This is a genomic window from Sphingopyxis panaciterrae, assembly GCF_011762125.1.
In the GTDB taxonomy this organism is placed as follows: Bacteria; Pseudomonadota; Alphaproteobacteria; order Sphingomonadales; family Sphingomonadaceae; genus Sphingopyxis; species Sphingopyxis panaciterrae.
The window spans coordinates 274,705-292,922 of record NZ_JAASQN010000004.1 but is presented as its reverse complement, the minus strand read 5'-3'; the positions used below and the strand labels follow the sequence as shown (position 1 = coordinate 292,922).

At 63.6% G+C, this 18,218-nt stretch carries 14 protein-coding genes and 1 pseudogene; 8 read left to right on the top strand and 7 right to left on the bottom strand.

Annotation, left to right across the window (positions count from 1 at the left end; translation table 11 throughout):
* Positions 1 to 14 precede the first annotated feature (14 nt).
* The 3 genes from FHR22_RS15570 (at position 15) to FHR22_RS15560 (ending at position 3,531) form a co-directional block, all read left to right on the top strand.
* Positions 15 to 920: a carbon-nitrogen hydrolase family protein gene (locus tag FHR22_RS15570; RefSeq protein ID WP_166944471.1), complete on the top strand. Its 906-nt coding sequence runs from the start codon at positions 15 to 17 to the stop codon at positions 918 to 920.
* 126 nt (positions 921 to 1,046) lie between these two features.
* Positions 1,047 to 2,018 carry an NAD(P)H-dependent flavin oxidoreductase gene (locus FHR22_RS15565; protein ID WP_166944469.1) on the top strand — a complete coding sequence of 324 codons (972 nt, stop codon included), beginning with the start codon at positions 1,047 to 1,049 and terminating at the stop codon, positions 2,016 to 2,018.
* 115 nt (positions 2,019 to 2,133) lie between these two features.
* On the top strand, positions 2,134 to 3,531 hold the full coding sequence (locus tag FHR22_RS15560) for a methyl-accepting chemotaxis protein (RefSeq protein WP_166944467.1): 1,398 nt from the start codon (positions 2,134 to 2,136) through the stop codon (positions 3,529 to 3,531).
* Between the two features lie 140 nt (positions 3,532 to 3,671).
* Here the strand turns inward: FHR22_RS15560 and FHR22_RS15555 are convergent, their stop codons facing one another.
* The 7 genes and pseudogenes from FHR22_RS15555 to FHR22_RS15520 form a co-directional block, all read right to left on the bottom strand.
* Positions 3,672 to 4,517 (bottom strand): AAA family ATPase, encoded by an 846-nt coding sequence (locus tag FHR22_RS15555; RefSeq protein ID WP_166944465.1) that lies wholly within the window; start codon positions 4,515 to 4,517, stop codon positions 3,672 to 3,674.
* 158 nt (positions 4,518 to 4,675) lie between these two features.
* Positions 4,676 to 5,347, bottom strand: coding sequence for a DUF6975 family protein (locus FHR22_RS15550; RefSeq protein WP_243853756.1), 672 nt, complete (start codon positions 5,345 to 5,347; stop codon positions 4,676 to 4,678).
* A gap of 256 nt (positions 5,348 to 5,603) precedes the next feature.
* Positions 5,604 to 5,900 carry a PspC domain-containing protein gene (locus tag FHR22_RS15545; protein ID WP_166944463.1) on the bottom strand — a complete coding sequence of 99 codons (297 nt, stop codon included), beginning with the start codon at positions 5,898 to 5,900 and terminating at the stop codon, positions 5,604 to 5,606.
* A 605-nt stretch (positions 5,901 to 6,505) separates the two neighbouring features.
* Positions 6,506 to 8,533 carry an RNA polymerase sigma factor RpoD gene (gene rpoD / locus FHR22_RS15540; RefSeq protein WP_166944461.1) on the bottom strand — a complete coding sequence of 676 codons (2,028 nt, stop codon included), beginning with the start codon at positions 8,531 to 8,533 and terminating at the stop codon, positions 6,506 to 6,508.
* 37 nt (positions 8,534 to 8,570) lie between these two features.
* The gene (dnaG, locus tag FHR22_RS22685) at positions 8,571 to 10,724 is read right to left on the bottom strand and encodes a DNA primase (protein WP_425057461.1); all 2,154 of its coding nucleotides are present in this window, start codon (positions 10,722 to 10,724) and stop codon (positions 8,571 to 8,573) included.
* Between the two features lie 498 nt (positions 10,725 to 11,222).
* Positions 11,223 to 11,399, bottom strand: a pseudogene (locus FHR22_RS22780) (CHC2 zinc finger domain-containing protein); the annotation flags it as partial.
* A 54-nt stretch (positions 11,400 to 11,453) separates the two neighbouring features.
* Entirely contained in the window at positions 11,454 to 11,906 is a 453-nt protein-coding gene (locus FHR22_RS15520; protein WP_166944459.1) for a GatB/YqeY domain-containing protein, read from the bottom strand.
* Between the two features lie 131 nt (positions 11,907 to 12,037).
* Between FHR22_RS15520 and carA the strand changes: the two genes are divergently transcribed.
* The 5 genes from carA to FHR22_RS15495 all read left to right on the top strand — a co-directional run bounded on the left by carA (position 12,038) and on the right by FHR22_RS15495 (position 18,174).
* A complete protein-coding gene (carA, locus tag FHR22_RS15515; protein WP_166944457.1) occupies positions 12,038 to 13,246 on the top strand; it encodes a glutamine-hydrolyzing carbamoyl-phosphate synthase small subunit in 1,209 nt (402 codons plus the stop codon).
* Positions 13,243 to 13,632, top strand: coding sequence for a hypothetical protein (locus FHR22_RS15510; RefSeq protein WP_166944455.1), 390 nt, complete (start codon positions 13,243 to 13,245; stop codon positions 13,630 to 13,632). Before carA ends, FHR22_RS15510 begins: the two co-directional genes overlap by 4 nt.
* Entirely contained in the window at positions 13,632 to 16,952 is a 3,321-nt protein-coding gene (gene carB, locus FHR22_RS15505; RefSeq protein WP_166944453.1) for a carbamoyl-phosphate synthase large subunit, read from the top strand. Before FHR22_RS15510 ends, carB begins: the two co-directional genes overlap by 1 nt.
* 96 nt (positions 16,953 to 17,048) lie before the next feature.
* Entirely contained in the window at positions 17,049 to 17,525 is a 477-nt protein-coding gene (greA, locus tag FHR22_RS15500) for a transcription elongation factor GreA (protein WP_166944451.1), read from the top strand.
* 13 nt (positions 17,526 to 17,538) lie between these two features.
* On the top strand, positions 17,539 to 18,174 hold the full coding sequence (locus FHR22_RS15495) for a rhomboid family intramembrane serine protease (RefSeq protein WP_166944449.1): 636 nt from the start codon (positions 17,539 to 17,541) through the stop codon (positions 18,172 to 18,174).
* The last annotated feature ends 44 nt before the right edge of the window (positions 18,175 to 18,218 follow it).

The window sequence follows — 18,218 nt, the reverse complement described above, 5'->3', positions numbered from 1 at the left end:
CCTAAAAGCCCGGCATGACCGTTTCCGAACCTTCCCCCGCCGCCATTCCCGACACCATCCGCGTCGCCGCCGTCCAATATGCGTTGCGCGGTATTTCCGCCCCCGAGGAGCTGGAGCGACAGGTCGAATATTTCGTGATTTCGGCAGCCGATTACGGGTGCGATTTCATCACCTTCCCCGAACTGTTTCCGATGCAATTGCTGTCGCCCGCGCGCCTGGCCGCCGGCGAGGCGATGGATGCGATCGATGCGCTGACGCCGCGTTTCAACGCCTTCATGGCGGGGCTGGCTAAACAATATCGTATCAACATCATCGGCGGTTCGCATCCGGTGCGCATCGCGAGCGGCAAGATGCGCAACCGCGGCCATATTTTCCTGCGCGACGGGCGCATCGAGCATCGCGACAAGATTCATCCCACCCCTTCCGAGCGCACGGCGTGGGGGATCGAGGGCGGCGGGACGCGCGACGCCGATGTGGTCGCCACCGACTGCGGTCCGATCGGGCTGATGATCTGTTACGACAGCGAGTTTCCCGAACTCGCCCGCCGGCTGGTCGATCAGGGGGCGGCCATCCTGTTCGTTCCCTATTGCACCGATGACCGCCGCGGCCATTTGCGCGTCCGCTATTGTTGCGCCGCACGGGCGGTCGAGAACCAATGCTATGTCGTCACGGCGGGGATTACGGGCAATCTGCCGAATGTTTTCAACATGGATATTCACCATGCCGAAAGCGCGATCCTGACCCCGTCCGATTTCCCCTTCGCGCGCGACGGCATCGCGGCGGAGGTCACGCCGAATAGCGAGGGGATGGCGATCGCCGACCTGTCGCTCGCCGACCTGACGAAGGCGCGCGAGGGCGGAGCGGTGCGCAACCTAGCCGACCGGCGGGACGATCTTTATCGGGTGGAATGGATGGGGTGACGAGATGCGGGGAGGCGGCTCCTCGCCAATAAGGTCGCGCGTCCGCCTGTTTCCAATGCCTCTCCCTCTTGCGTGACCTTCCGTTTACGTTAAGGTCAGTTGCAAATGGCAACCGGAGAGTGATTCATGGCCCTTCCCCCGATTTTCGACCGTCTGCGCCTGCCCGTCATCGGCTCGCCGCTGTTTATCGTTTCGGGGCCCGAACTCGTCATCGCGCAGTGCAAGGCGGGCGTGGTCGGCAGTTTTCCGGCGCTCAACGCCCGCCCGCAGTCGCTGCTCGACGAATGGCTGCACCAGATCACCGAGGAACTGGCGGCGTGGGACCGCGACAATCCCGATCGCCTGTCGGCGCCCTATGCGGTCAACCAGATCGTCCATAAATCGAACGACCGGCTCGAACAGGATATTGCGACCTGCGCGAAGTGGAAGGTGCCGATCACCATCACCTCGCTCGGCGCGCGCGAGGAACTCAACCAGGCGGTCCATGGTTGGGGCGGCATCACGCTCCACGACGTCATCGACGACCGTTTTGCGCGCAAGGCTGTCGAAAAGGGCGCCGACGGGCTGATCCCCGTCGCGGCGGGCGCGGGCGGCCATGCCGGCCGGCAATCGCCCTTCGCCTTGGTGCAGGAAATCCGCGAATGGTTCGACGGTCCGGTTGCGCTGTCGGGCGCCATCGGCCACGGCCGTTCGATCCTCGCCGCGCAGGCATGCGGCGCCGACCTTGCCTATATCGGCAGTGCCTTCATCGCGACCGAGGAAGCCAATGCCGAAGACGGTTACAAGAACGGGATCGTCGAAGGCCGCGCGGCCGACATCGTCTATTCGAACCTCTTCACCGGCGTGCACGGCAATTATCTTCGCCAGTCGATCGTCGGCGCGGGGATGGACCCCGACAATCTGCCCGAGGGCGATCTCAAGACGATGAATTTCGGGTCGGGCGGCAACACCAAGGTCAAGGCGTGGAAGGATATCTGGGGTTCGGGCCAGGGCATCGGCCCGGTCAGCGCGGTGCGCCCGGTTGCCGAATTCGTCGCCGAACTGGAAGCGCAATATGCGGCCGCCAGGCGCGAGCTGGAGGCAAAGGTTCGCCTTTGATCGGAGCATCATCGGCGCTGCGCGGCTGACGGAGCCGCCGCGTCCCGCCGCCCATTGACCCTGCGTTAACCATTATCGGCCATGACCGGTTGATGATTTTACCGTGGGTGGCGTAATGAAATTCGATCCGATCAATCCCGGCGCGCCAATCCTCGACCAGTCGGTCGCCAGCGATTGCGGCGAACTCGCCGTCGGGTGCAGCGAGGCGGCGGGGCGGATCAAGCGCGCGACCGACCAGATGGACCGCCAGATCGTCGAACTCGGCCGGCTCGAAGAGTTCGTCGTCAGCCTCGAGGCCGACCAGCGCCAGATCGCCGATTCGACCGACGAAGCAAAGCTGCTGTCGGCGCGGGCGTGCGAGCAGCTCGACACCGGTGCCGAGCGCGTCAACGCCGCGGTCGCCGAATTCCGGTCGGTCATCGACCTGGTGGCGCGGCTGGGCCAGCATGTCACCAACTTCGCCGCGGTGATGGAACAGGTGCAGCAGGTCAGCCAGTCGATCGAGCAGATCGCCAAGACCACCAACATGCTCGCGCTGAACGCCGCGATCGAGGCCGAGCGCGCGGGCGATGCCGGGCGCACCTTCGCGGTGGTCGCCGCCGAGGTGAAGAAGCTGGCGCAAAACACGCGCGGCGCGACCGACGAGATTCGCCGCAGCATCGGCAGCCTTGCTGCCGAGGCGGGCGGGCTGGTCGCCGAAATCCAGTCGGGGGTCGAACAGTCGAGCCGCGCCGAGGCGCAGTTCGAGACGATCACCGACGCGCTGCACGACGCGACGCATCTGGTGGCGCTGCTCGACGACCAGAGCGACCGTATCGCGCAGTCGAGCGCGATGGTCCATGCCAATGGCGCCCGGGTGCGCGGCGCGCTCGATCGCGTCGTCGCATCGGTGCGCGACAATGGCGCGGCGCTGGGCGATACGCACGACAGCATATTGTCGATGGAGCATGTGTCGAACCGCATGTTCAACGCGGTGATCTCGGCCGGGGTCAGCCCGCAGGATTCGGCGATCGTCGAGCTGGCGGCGGGGCTGCGCGACGAATTCGTCGCGCTTGCCGAGCGCGCGATGGCAGAGGGCACGCTGTCGATGAAGCAGGTCTTCGATAGCGATTATGTCCGGGTGCCGGGATCGAACCCCGAACGTTTCCGTACCAGCCTCTGCGATTGGGCCGATACCCATTGGCGGCCGCTGTTCGACCGTATCGTCGCCGACCATCCCGAAATCAAGATGTCGTCGGCGAGCGACATGAAAGGCTTTCTGCCCACTCACATGACCGACCATTCGCATGCCCCGACCGGCGACCTGGAACATGACACGGCGCATTGCCGCAATGGACGGATCCTGTACGACGAGACCGAAGCGGTCGCCAAACGCAGCACGGCGCCCTTTTTCATGATGGTTTATCGCCAGGAAGGCGACGGCATCAATTATGTTACGGTGCGCAATGTCTATATGCCGGCGATCATCAACGGCCGCCGTTGGGGCGACGTCGAGGTGGCGTATCAGTTGTAGGCCGCCTGTTTGGCAGCATCGACTGAAATCCAGGCTCCGGTCGCCCTGAGCTTGTCGAAGGGTTGCGACGTTCGAAAGAATGAGCGGCGCTTTGGCAAGCTCAGCACGAACGAGGATAAGGACGTTCTGCCTGGCGGCTCTCAGCCGCCCTGGCGCCGCGCCATGAAGGCGAGCTTTTCGAACAGCATCACATCCTGTTCATTCTTGAGCAGCGCGCCGTGGAGCGGCGGGATCGCCTTGCCGACGTCGCGGTTCTGGAGCACTTCGAGCGGCATGTCTTCGTTGAGCAGCAGTTTCAGCCAATCGATCAGTTCGCTCGTCGACGGTTTTTTCTTGAGCCCGGGGACGTCGCGGACTTCGTAGAAAATATCCATCGCGCGGCTGACCAGCGTTTTCTGGATGCCGGGGAAATGGACCTCGACGATATCGGCCATCGTGTCGCGGTCGGGGAATTTGATATAGTGGAAGAAGCAGCGGCGCAGGAAGGCGTCGGGCAGTTCCTTTTCATTGTTCGAGGTGATGACGACAATCGGGCGTTCCTTCGCCGTCACCGTCTCGTCGGTCTCGTAGACATGGAAGGCCATGCGATCGAGTTCCTGGAGCAGATCGTTCGGGAATTCGATGTCAGCCTTGTCGATCTCGTCGATCAGCAGGACGGGGAGCTTGGGCGAGGTGAATGCCTCCCACAATTTACCCTTGCGGATATAGTTGCGGATGTCGTGGACGCGCTCTTCGCCGAGCTGGCCGTCGCGCAGCCGTGCGACCGCGTCATATTCGTAGAGGCCCTGCTGGGCCTTGGTCGTCGACTTGATGTTCCAGGTGATCAGCGGCGCGTCGAAGGCCTTGGCGATTTCCTCGGCGAGCACGGTCTTGCCGGTACCCGGTTCGCCCTTCACTAGCAGCGGACGGCGCAGCAGGGTCGCGGCGTTGACCGCGACCTTGAGGTCGTCGGTGGCGATATAGGCGCTGGTACCTTCGAAGCGCATGGGCGTGCTGCCTTTCCCTTAACGTGAACGTCAATCGGGATTCGGCATAGCGAGGGCGGGGGAGGGGCGCAAGCCAAGCGTCGCCCGGGTGCAGTGCGGGGGCTCCGGCGCTTCCTTTGCGGCATGCGGGGTAGCGCGTGTTTTCGCTGCGGCGCGGATCAGCTGCGCGCGCGGCTCGCGACGCGCGCGGCGAGGAGATCCCATAGCCCGCTGTGCTGGGTGATCAACTGCTGCGCGCCGAACAGCATCGCGCGCTCGATGGCGGGGCTGTCGGCGATGGTCGCGGCCAGCCGTGCGGTGTCGCGAAGATCGGGCAGTGTGCAGCGCGGCGGGTTCATGTCGAGCCGCTGTGCGCTGATGTCGAGGAGGACGCGGATTGTCCGCCAGTCGAGCGTCAGCGCGATCGCGGCGCCAACCGCGCAGCCGTGCCGGTCCGATTCGGAGAGCATGTCGAGCGCCTTCTGCTGCGCGCCGACCGCGGCTTCGCTTTGCGCCTGTCCATGCGTGCTCGGCACCGGTCCAACCGCGGCGGTCATTTTCGACAGGAAGGCGCGTTCCTGGGCGAAAGCCTCGGCCGCCTCGTCCATCCACTGGCGCGATGCGGGGTCGACCGCCTTGCGCGCAGCATTGTCGATCACGCCCGGATAGCGGCCGTGGAGCAGGCAGAGGAAATGGACCGCGTCGGCAAGGTTGCGCATCGCGTCGGGGCCATTCGACAATTCGCCCGCGCGAATGTGCGGATGCGCTCCCGTGCCTTCGTTCGCGACGAGCGTATCGAGCATTTCGGCGACATCGCGTGCCGGCAGCTGGGGCTGGGTCGATTGGCTCAACGCTTGATCCTCGCTGGGGCGCGGGATCGCGCCGTGGAATATCGGCGACGAGTCTTAGGCCAACGTCGTAAACGTCGCGTTTATAAGGATCGGCGGAACCCGCCGTTTCTGTGCCAGCGCGAGACGGGACGAAAATAAAAGGGACCGGCAAGCGCAAGGTGCTTGCCGGTCCCGGTTTTGGCTATGGCGCCGAAGGCACCAGGGAGCCCGAAGGCGGACCGGGCAGGGGAGAGGGAATGCCCGGGTCCGCGTTCAATCAGGCAGCGAGGGCGAGTGCCCCGGCCGTTGTGTCGTCGGTCCGCGCCGCCGGTTCGATCGCGGCGGGCTCGACGGCAGCGTCGCGGATCTTCGTGGGGAAGAACAGGCGCGAGGCGAGGACGGCGATGCCGAGGGCGAAATAGCCCATGAAGGTCTGGACCGGGAAGAAGAAGAGCGGCGCGACGAAGGCGAGGCGCAGCCACAGCGGGTTGAAGCCGAAGTCCTGGCCAACGGCCTCGCAGATACCGAAAAAGGTGTCACGGCGGCGGAAGAGGTTGGTGGTTTCTTGTTCCATCTTTTTATCTTTCCTTTGGCTGCGGTCACTGTGCCGTGCCGATGCGAGGTGCATCGCAAAGGCCGTGCCAGATTTCGCAGCCCCCGGTTTTCCGGGCTTTTTTATGCCGGCCAAGTGGGGCTGAGCCGTTCGTCTTGTGAATCGAATCCCATTGAATGGGATTGATTGCCATTTGATGGTGCGCATGTGCCATCCGCTGGCGGGCAGTATCTGGGGCGCTCATATGAAGATTTAAAGATGATCGCCAAGAAAAATTGTGCAGTGCAGCATTTTGGCAACGCTTTGATCCAAAATGCAAACAGGTGACAGCATCGATGGCGGCGCGGAGGAGGAGTCGTCCGCTTTGGGATGGGAAGCGGACGTTTGTTTAATCAAGCCCCTCCCCTTCAGGGGAGGGGTTGGGGGTGGGGGCCATCGGCCTTGCGCAAGGTTTCGAGCCCCCACCCCAACCCCTCCCCTAAAGGGGAGGGGCTAAAGACTGTGCGTCCGCTAACGGCGGCAACCAGCCATTCACATTCCGGACATGCAAACGACGTCACCGCCAAAACCAAAACACCCCGCCGGTGAGGGCGGGGTGTCTGGTGGTCCGGAAAAGTCCCGAAGCTTTATTGGTCGAGGAAGCTGCGCATCTTGCGCGACCGGCTCGGGTGCTTGAGCTTGCGCAGCGCCTTCGCCTCGATCTGGCGGATGCGTTCGCGGGTCACGCTGAACTGCTGGCCGACCTCTTCGAGCGTGTGGTCGGTGTTCATCCCGATGCCGAAGCGCATGCGCAGCACGCGTTCTTCGCGCGGGGTGAGCGACGCCAGCACGCGCGTCACCGTTTCCTTGAGGTTCGACTGCACCGCGGCGTCGACCGGGATGACGGCGTTCTTGTCCTCGATGAAATCGCCGAGATGGCTGTCTTCCTCGTCGCCGATCGGCGTTTCGAGGCTGATCGGTTCCTTGGCGATCTTCATCACCTTGCGGACCTTTTCGAGCGGCATCGACAGACGCTCGGCCATTTCTTCCGGGGTCGGCTCGCGGCCGCTTTCATGGAGGAACTGGCGGCTGCAGCGGACCAGCTTGTTGATCGTCTCGATCATATGGACCGGGATGCGGATCGTGCGTGCCTGATCGGCGATCGAGCGGGTGATCGCCTGCCGGATCCACCAGGTCGCATAGGTCGAGAATTTATAGCCACGGCGATATTCGAATTTGTCGACCGCCTTCATCAGGCCGATATTGCCTTCCTGAATGAGGTCGAGGAACTGCAAGCCGCGGTTGGTGTATTTCTTGGCGATCGAGATCACGAGACGCAGGTTTGCCTCGACCATTTCCTTCTTGGCGATACGCGCTTCGCGTTCGCCCTTCTGGACCATGTTCACGACGCGGCGGAATTCGGTCAGGCTCATGCCCGCCGCCTGCGCGATTTCAGAAATCTCGATGCGGATGCGATCGACCGCGCCGCCTTCATTCTCGGCGAAGGCGGACCATTTCTTGTCGAGCCCCGACACTTGGTCGAGCCAATTCTCTTCGAGTTCGCGCCCGACATAATTGTCAAGGAACGACTTGCGCGGCACCTTGTGGCGCTCGGCCAGGCGCAGCATCTGGCCGCCGAGCGCGGTCAGGCGGCGGTTGTAGCTGTAGAGCTGGTCGACAAGATATTCGATCTTGGTGCCGTGAAACTGCACGCTCTCGACCTGTGCGGTGAGTTCCTCGCGCAGCTTGTGGTATTTCTTCTCCGACGCCGAGGGGAATTCCTCGCCGCCCGAAAGCGATTCGAGACGCGCTTCCTGCAGCTTCTGGAACGCCTTGAAGCTCTTGGTGATGTTCGCGAACTTTTCGAGCGCGTCGGGCTTGAGCAGTTCTTCCATCGCCGCGAGGCTTAGTGTATTATCTTCTTCGTCTTCCTCGAAGCTTTCCCGCTTGCCCGACGAGCCTTCGCCGTCCTCGTCATCGCTGTCGGCGGCGGGTTCTTCCTCGACCTCATCCTCGTCCTTGAACGAGACGCCGGCGGTCTTCTCGCTGATTTCGCCGTTGTCCTCGGCACCCTCTTCCTCGAGGTTTTCGGGCGCCGGGTCCTTCGACAGCATCGCTTCGAGGTCGACGATCTCGCGCAGCTGCATGTCGCCATTGTTGAGCGCGTTCGACCATTCGATGATCGCGTTGAAGGTCAGCGGGCTTTCGCAAAGCCCGAGGATCATCGTGTCGCGGCCCGCCTCGATCCGCTTCGCAATCGCGATTTCGCCTTCGCGGCTGAGCAGTTCGACCGCGCCCATTTCGCGCAGGTACATGCGAACGGGATCGTCGGTGCGATCGACCGTTTCCTTCTTCTTTTCGACCGCGGGGTTCGACAGCGATCCGGTGCCGGCGCTGACATCGACTTCGTCGTCGGGCTCGGCATCGGCCTCTTCCTGCACATCCTCATCGCTTTCGACGATGTTGATGCCCATGTCGGAAATCGCCGACATGATATCCTCGATCTGCTCGGACGACATTTCATCCTGCGGGAGCGCCGCGTTGAGCTCGTCATAGGTCAGGTAACCGCGCTTCTTGCCGCGCGCGATCAGCTTTTTGACGTCGGCCTCGTTGAGGTCGATCAGCGGGCCGTCGGTGTCGGTATCGGTGTCGGCGGCGGTGTTCTTCGTGGCCATATTTGTTCCTGCCTTAGGGGCATCAATGGTTTCGGTTTCAGCTGCCGCCTTCGCGCAGCGCCTGAAGCCGGTGCATCAAATCTTCATCCATCGCCCGCAGCCGGTGCTGCTCCGCGATGGACTGTTCATCGAGCCTAGCTCTCGCAATCTCATCGGCTTGCAAGCGGCGCATTTTCAGCTCCGCCTGCGTGTTGATCAGAGAGATGAACTCGGAAAGCTCTCTCTGCGCCCGATCGTGATCGATAGCCTCATTCTTCTTCGGCGAGCGATTGAATGAGAAGTGCATTCCATCGGCTCTGAGCAATGTCGTCGCCCTATTATACACTTTCATTGGCTCCAATATGGCAAGCAACCCCTCGCAATCAAGCCCTTCTTGATGCATTGCGGTGTCAAGCATCGCATCGAGCAATTCGGCGTCGGCCGGATCGCCGACCGACATCCTCGCCAGCGCTTCTTCGTGATGGCGAATGATAGCCGGATAACGGAGCAATCCGCCGATCAGGGCGGCGATCAGCGGCGCGGCGATTCCGGCTTGGCCGATGGAACGCGTTTCGTCGGCCGGGGGTTGCAGGCGCGGGTCGGGGGCGAAGCGGCGATTCGTCCCGCGCGGGGCCGACGGCGCCCATGGCACGCGCGGCCCGCGTTCGGGTACCCGCCTTGCGAACAGCGCGTCGAGGCGTTCGCGAAACGCCTCGCGATAATGGTGACGGACGTCGGCGTCCTCGATCGTGTCGGCATGCGCTAGCACGCGCGTCTTGAGCGCGGCCCGCTCTTCGGGCGTTGCGAGCGGCCCGGCGGCGACTTCGTGCGCCCACAGCCGTTCGACGAGCGGCTGGGCGTCTTCGAGCAGCGCGGTGAAGCCATCGGCGCCGCGCGCGCGCACGATATCGTCGGGATCCTGGCCCGCGGGCAGCGTCGCGAAAGCAAGGCTGAAGCCGGGGCGGAGCAGGGGAAGGGCACGCATCGCGGCGCGCATTGCCGCCTTCTGGCCTGCCGCGTCGCCGTCGAAACAGAGTATGGGCACCGGCACCATGCGCCAGATCATTCCAAGCTGGTTTTCGGTGAGCGCGGTGCCGAGCGGGGCGACGGCATCGGCGATCCCCGCCTCGGCGAGCGCGATCACGTCCATATAGCCTTCGACGACGATGATCCGGTTGGTCTGCCGCGACGCCGGGCTCGCCTTGTCGAGATTGTAGAGCGTGCGGCCCTTGTCGAAGAGCGGCGTGTCGGGCGAGTTCAGATATTTGGGCTCGCCGTCGCCCAATATGCGCCCGCCGAACGCGATCACCCGTCCGCGCGCATCGCGGATCGGGATCATCAGGCGGCCGCGGAAGCGGTCGTACGGTTCCTTGTCGGAGCCAAATTCCTTGGGCGCGATCAGCATCCCCGATTCGACAAGCATCGCGGTCGGGAATTTCTTGAGCGCCTCTTTCAATGCGCTGCGGCTTTCGGGCGCGAGGCCGAAGCCGAAGGCGGCGCGGGTCGCATCCGATATGCCGCGCTTGGCGAGATATTCGCGCGCCGGGGCGCCGTTGCTGCTGCCGAGCTGCTGGGTGAACCAGTCGGCGGCGGCCTGCGTCACGTCGCGCAGGCTTGCCTGCTCCTCGGCCTTTTTCGCGGCGCGCGGGTCGGCGGCGGGGACCTCCATGCCGGCTTCGGCGGCGAGTTCCTTCACCGCGTCCATGAACGACAGGCCGCGCTGGTCGGTCATCCAGCGGATGGCGTCGCCATGCGCGCTGCAGCCGAAGCAGTTGCCGGTCAGGATATTGTCATCGAGCGCAAAAGCATGGTGGCGGGGAACTTCGGCGCAATAGACGGTTTCGACGCGATTGCTCGGTTCGACAGAGCGAACGACCCAGCGCAGGCGATCAAACTTCTTTCGTTGGAGCGCAAAGCGCTCGCGCGCGGTCTTTAAAAGAAACAGTGCGTCTGACAGGGTCGATGTGACGAAGTGAATTCGATGCAGCGCGCTCGGTCCGGCGCCATATCCTTTTCGCAATAGCGTCGTGCGACCGTAGGTTGCGATACCAAGTTTTGTCGCAATATCGCGAACCGCTTCCAGATGTTCCGGTCGCGCCGAATTCAGCATGACCGTCCCGTCCTTTGCCACATGCCCATCGGCGGCAAGATACCCAGCCAGAAACCCGAGCAAATAGGCCGTTGGACGATCCAGTCCGGGCAGGTTTTTCATATGGGAAAAGGCGCGACCTCCATATATTCGGAGGTAAAGCGCACCGCCCTTTCGTTCCTGCACATGACGCTCTTGGTCCGGAAACCAATGGCGCAGTTGCGCATCCTTCTCGCCATGGAGGTTCAGCGTGCCGTATACGCTCTTGTACATGCTGCCGTCGCCAAACACGATACCATGGCGAACGCCTTCGGGGTCGAGCGACCAATCCGTTACGGGTTGCGGCAGGATGGATTCGAGCGCGTGACCCGGCCGCAGTTCTTCGGTGGTATAGGCGCGGGCGCGGTCGTTGATGAACCAGCGGTGGCCTGCCGTGGCGTGGATTTCCTTTGCAACGCCGTTACGCGAGAGCGTGATTTTCCAAAGACGCTGCTTGCCATAGGATTTGAACGGAGCCGTTATCCATTCGCCGCCGCGTGACAGGATTGTTGCGGTCTTGCCCGCCAGATCGGCAATCGCCACGCGACCGTTGGCTGTGAGGACGGCCGTTTCGCCTGCCAAGCAGTGATAGAAGCCCTTCTCGTCGTTGATCGTGAAGCTGGGCGTCTTCTCGTTATGGAAGGGGCAGCAGGCCTTGTATTCGCGGCCGGCGCGGGTGACCTTCACCGTGCGACCGATGAGGGTCGACAGCGTGATCCGCGATCGCAGTTCGTCCAGCCATTGCGGGGTGAGCGCCATAATCCGGATATGCCCACCCCCGCGCCCGCCCGCAAGCGGGCGCGGCGCCAGATATCAGGAGAGCGCCGCCTTCACCCACCCGCTCGCCTTGCTCATATCGAGCTGGCTCCCGAGCCGGTCCTTCACCGCGGCCATCACCTTGCCCATATCCTTCAGGCTCTCGGCGCCCAGCTCGACGACGATCGCCTTGATCGCCGCCGTCGCTTCGTCGTCCGAAAGCTGCGCGGGCAGGAAATCCTCGATCACGGCGACTTCGCCCGCCTCGATATCGGCAAGCTCCTGGCGGCCACCCTGTTCGAACATAGTGATCGATTCGCGGCGCTGCTTCACCATTTTCTGCAGCACGTCGGTGACCAGCACATCGTCATCGGCCGGCGCGGTGCCGGTGCGCAGTTCGATGTCCTTGTCCTTGATCTTGGCCAGCATCAGCCGGATGGTGCCGAGCCGCGCCTTGTCGCCGCTCTTCATCGCGGTAACCTGCGCAGCCTTGATGTCGTCACGAATCATGCGTGTCCCCATGCGCTGCAAATTTCGGAAAGGCCCTCTCTAGCGAGAAGTTTCCTAATCCGATAGCTTGTGAATCACTTTTTTGCCGCCTACTTGGTCGGCCGTTTAGCCCCCCGTCCGGAGCATGTTGAATGGCACCTGCCAACCCCACAGTCGCGCCCAAAACCGCGCCCGCAAGCCAGCCCTCGGGCGCCACCGGCGTTCTCGTCCTTGCCGACGGCACCGTGCTGTGGGGCGTCGGTTATGGCGCGAGCGGTGCGGGTGTGGGCGAGATTTGTTTCAACACTGCGATGACCGGCTATCAGGAAATCCTGACCGACCCGAGCTATGCCGGGCAGATCATCACCTTCACCTTCCCGCATATCGGCAATGTCGGCGCGAATCCCGACGATATGGAGCGCGAAAAGCGCGCCGCGATCGGCTGCATCACGCGCGAATTGCCGACGCTGCCGAGCAGCTTTCGCAGCGTCCAGACGCTGCCCGAGTGGATGGCGGCGCAAGGCCTGATCGGGCTGGCGGGTATCGACACGCGCGCACTGACCCGGCGCATTCGCGATGGTGGAGCCCCGACCGGGGTTGTGGCGCACAATCCCGACGGCAAGTTCGACCTCGACAAGCTGTTGATGCTGGCGCAGGGCTGGCCGGGGCTGGAGGGCATGGACCTCGCCAAGACCGTGACCCGCGAGCGGCAGGGCGCGTGGGATGCGGGCGTGTGGCATCTTGGATCGGGTTACGAGGCGTCGGACCACAAGCGCGCGGGCGATCCCGCGCCGCACGTCGTCGCAGTCGATTATGGCGCGAAAGACAATATCTTCCGCAACCTGGTGAAGGCCGGCGCGCGCGTGACGGTGGTGCCCGCGAAGACCAGCCTCGAAGAGATCGTCGCGCTGCGTCCCGCGGGCGTCTTCCTGTCGAACGGCCCCGGCGACCCCGCGGCGACGGGTGAATATGCGGTGCCGGTGATCAAGGGGCTGCTCGAACGCAATGTGCCGATCTTCGGCATCTGCCTCGGTCACCAGCTGCTCGGCATCGCGGCGGGCGCCAAGACGGTGAAGATGCATCAGGGGCATCGCGGCGCCAATCATCCGGTGCAGCGCGTCGGCGGCGACGAGGGCGACGGCGTGGTCGAGATCACCAGCATGAACCACGGTTTCGCGGTCGACGCCGCGACGCTGCCCAAGGGCGTGGTCGAAACGCACAAGAGCCTGTTCGACGGGTCGAACTGCGGCATCGCGATCACGGGAAAGAACGCGTTCAGCGTGCAATATCACCCCGAGGCGAGCCCGGGGCCGCAGGACAGCTTCTATCTGTTCGAGAAGTTTGTTGGTGGGTTGAAGTGAGGCGGAAGCGCTTTCCCTATCCGCCCGAGCGTGTTCTCGAAATGCTCTATCATAGAGAGCTGGGTTATGGTCTGGGCCAAGGCGACGATACCCATTGGAGCTTCGCTAGCGCGTTCAAGGCATTGAATTTGAACGTGACGTCTGCCGATCTGGATAGCTACCGATCCCATTTTATAGAGTTTGGGTGGGGCAAGTTCGACGGTAAAGACGATCCGTGTTTCGGCATCACGCCTTTAGGCGAAGAGGCTGCTCGAACATCGATCTCGCGAAGGAAGCCGATCTATTCTTTCCGACGACTCCGCACTTATGACTGGTCGTTCATCGGTGCGATTGCCGCAATAATCGCAGCTATTTTTTCCATCGCCCCAATTTTCAAGGCACAATAATGCCCAAAAGAACCGACATCCAATCCATCCTCGTCATCGGTGCCGGCCCGATCGTTATCGGTCAAGCGTGCGAGTTCGACTATTCGGGGACGCAGGCGATCAAGGCGCTGAAGGAGGAGGGCTATCGCATCGTCCTCGTTAACTCCAACCCCGCGACGATCATGACCGATCCCGAGCTGGCCGACGCCACTTATGTGGAGCCGATCACGCCCGAGATCGTCGCCAAGATCATCGAAAAGGAGCGCCCCGACGCGGTGCTGCCGACGATGGGCGGGCAGACGGCGCTCAACACCGCGCTGGCGCTGTTCAACGACGGGACGCTGACCAAATATGGCGTCGAGATGATCGGCGCCGATGCCGAGGCGATCGACAAGGCCGAGGACCGGATCAAGTTCCGCGACGCGATGGACAAGATCGGGCTGGAAAGCGCGCGCAGCGGCATCGCGCACACGCTCGACGAGGCGTTCGCGGTGCTCGAACGCACCGGCCTGCCTTCGATCATCCGCCCCAGCTTTACCATGGGCGGCACCGGCGGCGGCATCGCGTATAATCGCGAGGAGTTCGAACATATCGTCCGCGGCGGCCTGATCGCCTCGCCGACCACCGAGGTCCTGATCGAGGAATCGCTCCTCGGCTGGAAAGAATATGAGATGGAGGTGGTGCGCGACCGCAAGGACAATTGCATCATCATCTGTTCGATCGAGAATGTCGATCCGATGGGCGTGCATACCGGCGACAGCATCACCGTCGCCCCGGCGCTGACGCTGACCGACAAGGAATATCAGATCATGCGCAACGCGAGCATCGCGGTGCTGCGCGAGATCGGCGTCGAGACCGGCGGGTCGAACGTGCAGTTCGCGGTCAACCCGAAGGACGGCCGCCTGATCGTGATCGAGATGAACCCGCGCGTGTCGCGTTCGTCGGCGCTCGCGTCGAAGGCGACCGGCTTCCCGATCGCCAAGGTCGCGGCAAAGCTCGCGGTCGGCTACACGCTCGACGAGATCATGAACGACATCACCGGCGTGACCCCGGCGTCGTTCGAACCGACGATCGATTATGTGGTGACCAAGATCCCGCGCTTTGCCTTCGAAAAGTTCAAGGGTGCCGAGGCGACGCTGTCGACCGCGATGAAGTCGGTCGGCGAGGTGATGGCGATCGGGCGCACGATTCACGAGAGCTTGCAAAAGGCACTGCGCGGGCTGGAGACGGGTCTTTCGGGCTTCAACTTCGTCGATCGTCTCAAGGGCGCGACGCATGACCAGCTGCGCAGCGAGCTTGCCAAACGCACCCCCGACCGGCTGCTCAACACCGCGCAGGCGATCCGCGAGGGGCTGCCGCTCGCCGAGATCAACCGCGTTGCGGGCTACGACATGTGGTTCCTCGAACGCATAGCGGAGATCGTCGCGGCCGAGCAGGATGTGTGCGCCAACGGCCTGCCGCGCGATGCCGAAGGGCTGCGGGGGCTGAAAGCGATGGGCTTCTCCGATAAAAGGCTTGCTTATCTGGCGCTCCAGTCGGCGAACCTGCGCCCCGGATCGAAGCAGGCGACCGCGCGCGGCAGCGGGCTGATCCACGAAGCGGTGAAGGCGATGACCGGCGGCGTGACCGAAGCCGAGGTGCGCGCGCTGCGCCACAAGCTGGGCGTGCGGCCGGTGTTCAAGACGATCGATACCTGCGCCGCCGAATTCCAGGCGAAGACACCCTATCTTTACTCGACCTACGAAGCGCCGACCTTTGGCGAGCCCGAGAATGAGGCGAACCCGTCGGATCGTAAGAAGGTCGTCATCCTCGGTGGCGGTCCGAACCGGATCGGGCAGGGGATCGAGTTCGATTATTGCTGTTGCCACGCCTGCTTCGCGCTCGAGGAAGCGGGGTATGAAACGATCATGATCAACTGCAACCCGGAGACGGTGAGCACCGATTATGATACGTCGGACCGGCTCTATTTCGAGCCGTTGACCGCCGAGGACGTGCTCGAAATCCTGCACGTCGAGATGTCGAAAGGCGAGCTGGTGGGCGTGATCGTCCAGTTCGGCGGGCAGACGCCGCTCAAGCTGGCGCAGGCGCTGAGCGAGGCGGGCATCCCGATCCTCGGTACCTCGCCCGACGCGATCGACTTGGCCGAAGACCGCGAGCGCTTCGCGGCGCTGGTCAACAAGCTGGGCCTGAAGCAGCCCGAAAACGGCATCGCGCGGAGCCGCGAGGAGGCCGTCGCGGTCGCGGCGCGCATCGGATATCCGGTGCTGACGCGCCCGTCCTATGTGCTCGGCGGCCGCGCGATGGAGATCGTTGACGATCAGGCGCAGCTTGAAAATTATATCGAGACGGCGGTGCAGGTGTCGGGCACATCGCCGGTGCTGATCGACCGCTATCTGCGCGATGCGATCGAGGTCGATGTCGATGCGCTGTGCGACGGCACCGATGTCGTCGTCGCGGGCGTGCTCCAGCATATCGAGGAAGCCGGGGTCCATTCGGGCGACAGCGCCTGCTCGATCCCGCCGTACAGCCTGTCGCCCGCCATTGTCGCCGAAATCGAGCGCCAGACCGAAGCGCTGGCCCGCGCGCTGGGCGTGCTGGGGCTGATGAACATCCAGTTCGCGGTCAAGGGCGAGGAAGTTTACCTGATCGAGGTCAACCCGCGCGCCAGCCGGACCGTGCCCTTCGTCGCCAAGGCGGTGGGTTCGCCGATCGCCAAGATCGCGGCGCGCGTGATGGCGGGCGAGAAGCTCGCCGACCTGCCGAAGATCAACCGCGACATCGCGCATGTCGCGGTGAAGGAAGCGGTCTTCCCCTTCGCGCGCTTCCCCGGCACCGATCCGGTGCTGTCGCCCGAGATGAAGTCCACCGGCGAAGTCATGGGAATCGACAGTGATTTCAACCTGGCCTTCGCCAAGGCGCAGCTTGGTGCCGGCGACCGGCTGCCGACCACCGGCCGGCTGTTCGTGTCGGTCAAGGACAGCGACAAGCCGCGCATCCTCGATGCCGTGCGGCGGCTGACCGGCTGGGGGTGGCAGGTGATCGCGACCGGCGGCACCGCCGACTATCTGGCGAGTGAAGGGATCGCTGTCGAGCGCGTGAACAAGGTCGCCGAGGGACGCCCGCATATCGTCGATCGGATCAAGGACGGCGACGTCCAGCTGATCTTCAACACGACCGAAGGATGGCAGAGCCTGCAGGACTCGCAATCGATCCGCGCGTCGGCGCTCGCGGCCGACGTCGCCTATTACACCACGGCGGCGGCAAGCGATGCATCGACCCAGGCAATTGGCGCTCTTCGCGCGCACTCTCTTGAAGTGAAGCCGCTTCAGGACTATTATTGAAATACCGCTCCACCCCCCGACATTGACGGAAAAAGCGGCGCAGCCGCCCGGCGATACTTCGCTGGCGGCGGATTATTGACGAAGGACAACAGGATAATGGCAAGCGTTGAAAAGGTACCGATGCTGGCAGAGGGCTATGAGAAGCTGAGCACGCAGCTTTCCGCCCTCAAAGCCGAGCGCCCCCTGATCGTCGATGCGATCGAGGAAGCGCGGGCGCACGGCGACCTTTCGGAAAATGCCGAATATCACGCCGCGAAAGAACGCCAGGGCCAGGTCGAAGCGACGATCGGCGACATCGAGGACAGATTGTCGCGCGCGCAGGTGATCGACCCGACGACGCTGACCGGCGACCGCATCGTGTTCGGCGCGACCGTCACCCTTGCCGACGAGGACGACAAGCCGGTCCGTTACCAGATCGTGGGCCAGGCCGAAGCCGATGCGAAGGACGGCAAGATCAGCTATAACTCGCCGCTCGGCCGCGCGCTGATCGGCCGCCGCGTCGAAGACGAGATCGAAGTCACCGTGCCCGCGGGCGACAAATATTATGTGGTGACGAAAATCGAATTCATCTGACGGGGCGGGGACGATGAAGCCGCAGGATGCACCGCTCGTCACGGGCTATGCGCTCGTCTGCGTCGTCGTCTTCGTGCTCCTTTCGATCACCGGATTCCAGGCCGATGCGATCGTGCGCGCAGGGTTCATCCCTGCGCGTTTCGGCAGCGAGCTGATCCTGCCGCCGGGGACGATGGTTCCCTTCGTGCTGACCCCGCTATCGTCCGCCTTTCTGCACGGCGGGGTGCTGCACATCGTCTTCAACATGCTTGTCCTGCTGTTCATCGGCCGCCAGCTCGAGGCGCCGCTGGGCGCGAAGGCGATGGCGGTGCTGCTCGTCGCAGGCGCCTATGGCGGCGCACTAGCCCAGTTTCTGGCCGATCCGGCGTCGGCGGTGCCGATGATCGGCGCCAGCGGGGCGATTTCGGCGGTGATCGCGGTGTTCGCACTGATCTTCAGCCGCAGCAAAGCGCCGGCGATCGGTCCGATTCCCGACCACTGGGTGCGCGCACTGTGGCTCGCCGCGGCATGGATCGGGGTCCAGCTGCTCATCGGTTTTGCCGGCGGCGGCGGTTTTGGCGCGATCGCGATCTGGGCGCATGTCGGCGGGTTTCTGGCGGGGCTATTGCTCGCGCGCCCGCTGCTGCGCTGGCGGTTCGGCGGTAGATAAGCCGGACAGGGCCTGCCGCTCAGGGATGGTTTGCTGGCCGTCTA

Coding starts and splice junctions, on each gene's coding strand:
- FHR22_RS15570 (WP_166944471.1), top strand. CDS start 15: ATGACCGTTTCCGAACCTTCCCCCGCCGCCATTCCCGACACCATCCGC.
- FHR22_RS15565 (WP_166944469.1), top strand. CDS start 1,047: ATGGCCCTTCCCCCGATTTTCGACCGTCTGCGCCTGCCCGTCATCGGC.
- FHR22_RS15560 (WP_166944467.1), top strand. CDS start 2,134: ATGAAATTCGATCCGATCAATCCCGGCGCGCCAATCCTCGACCAGTCG.
- FHR22_RS15555 (WP_166944465.1), bottom strand. CDS start 4,517: ATGCGCTTCGAAGGTACCAGCGCCTATATCGCCACCGACGACCTCAAG.
- FHR22_RS15545 (WP_166944463.1), bottom strand. CDS start 5,900: ATGGAACAAGAAACCACCAACCTCTTCCGCCGCCGTGACACCTTTTTC.
- rpoD (WP_166944461.1), bottom strand. CDS start 8,533: ATGGCCACGAAGAACACCGCCGCCGACACCGATACCGACACCGACGGC.
- dnaG (WP_425057461.1), bottom strand. CDS start 10,724: ATGAAAAACCTGCCCGGACTGGATCGTCCAACGGCCTATTTGCTCGGG.
- FHR22_RS15520 (WP_166944459.1), bottom strand. CDS start 11,906: ATGATTCGTGACGACATCAAGGCTGCGCAGGTTACCGCGATGAAGAGC.
- carA (WP_166944457.1), top strand. CDS start 12,038: ATGGCACCTGCCAACCCCACAGTCGCGCCCAAAACCGCGCCCGCAAGC.
- carB (WP_166944453.1), top strand. CDS start 13,632: ATGCCCAAAAGAACCGACATCCAATCCATCCTCGTCATCGGTGCCGGC.
- greA (WP_166944451.1), top strand. CDS start 17,049: ATGGCAAGCGTTGAAAAGGTACCGATGCTGGCAGAGGGCTATGAGAAG.
- FHR22_RS15495 (WP_166944449.1), top strand. CDS start 17,539: ATGAAGCCGCAGGATGCACCGCTCGTCACGGGCTATGCGCTCGTCTGC.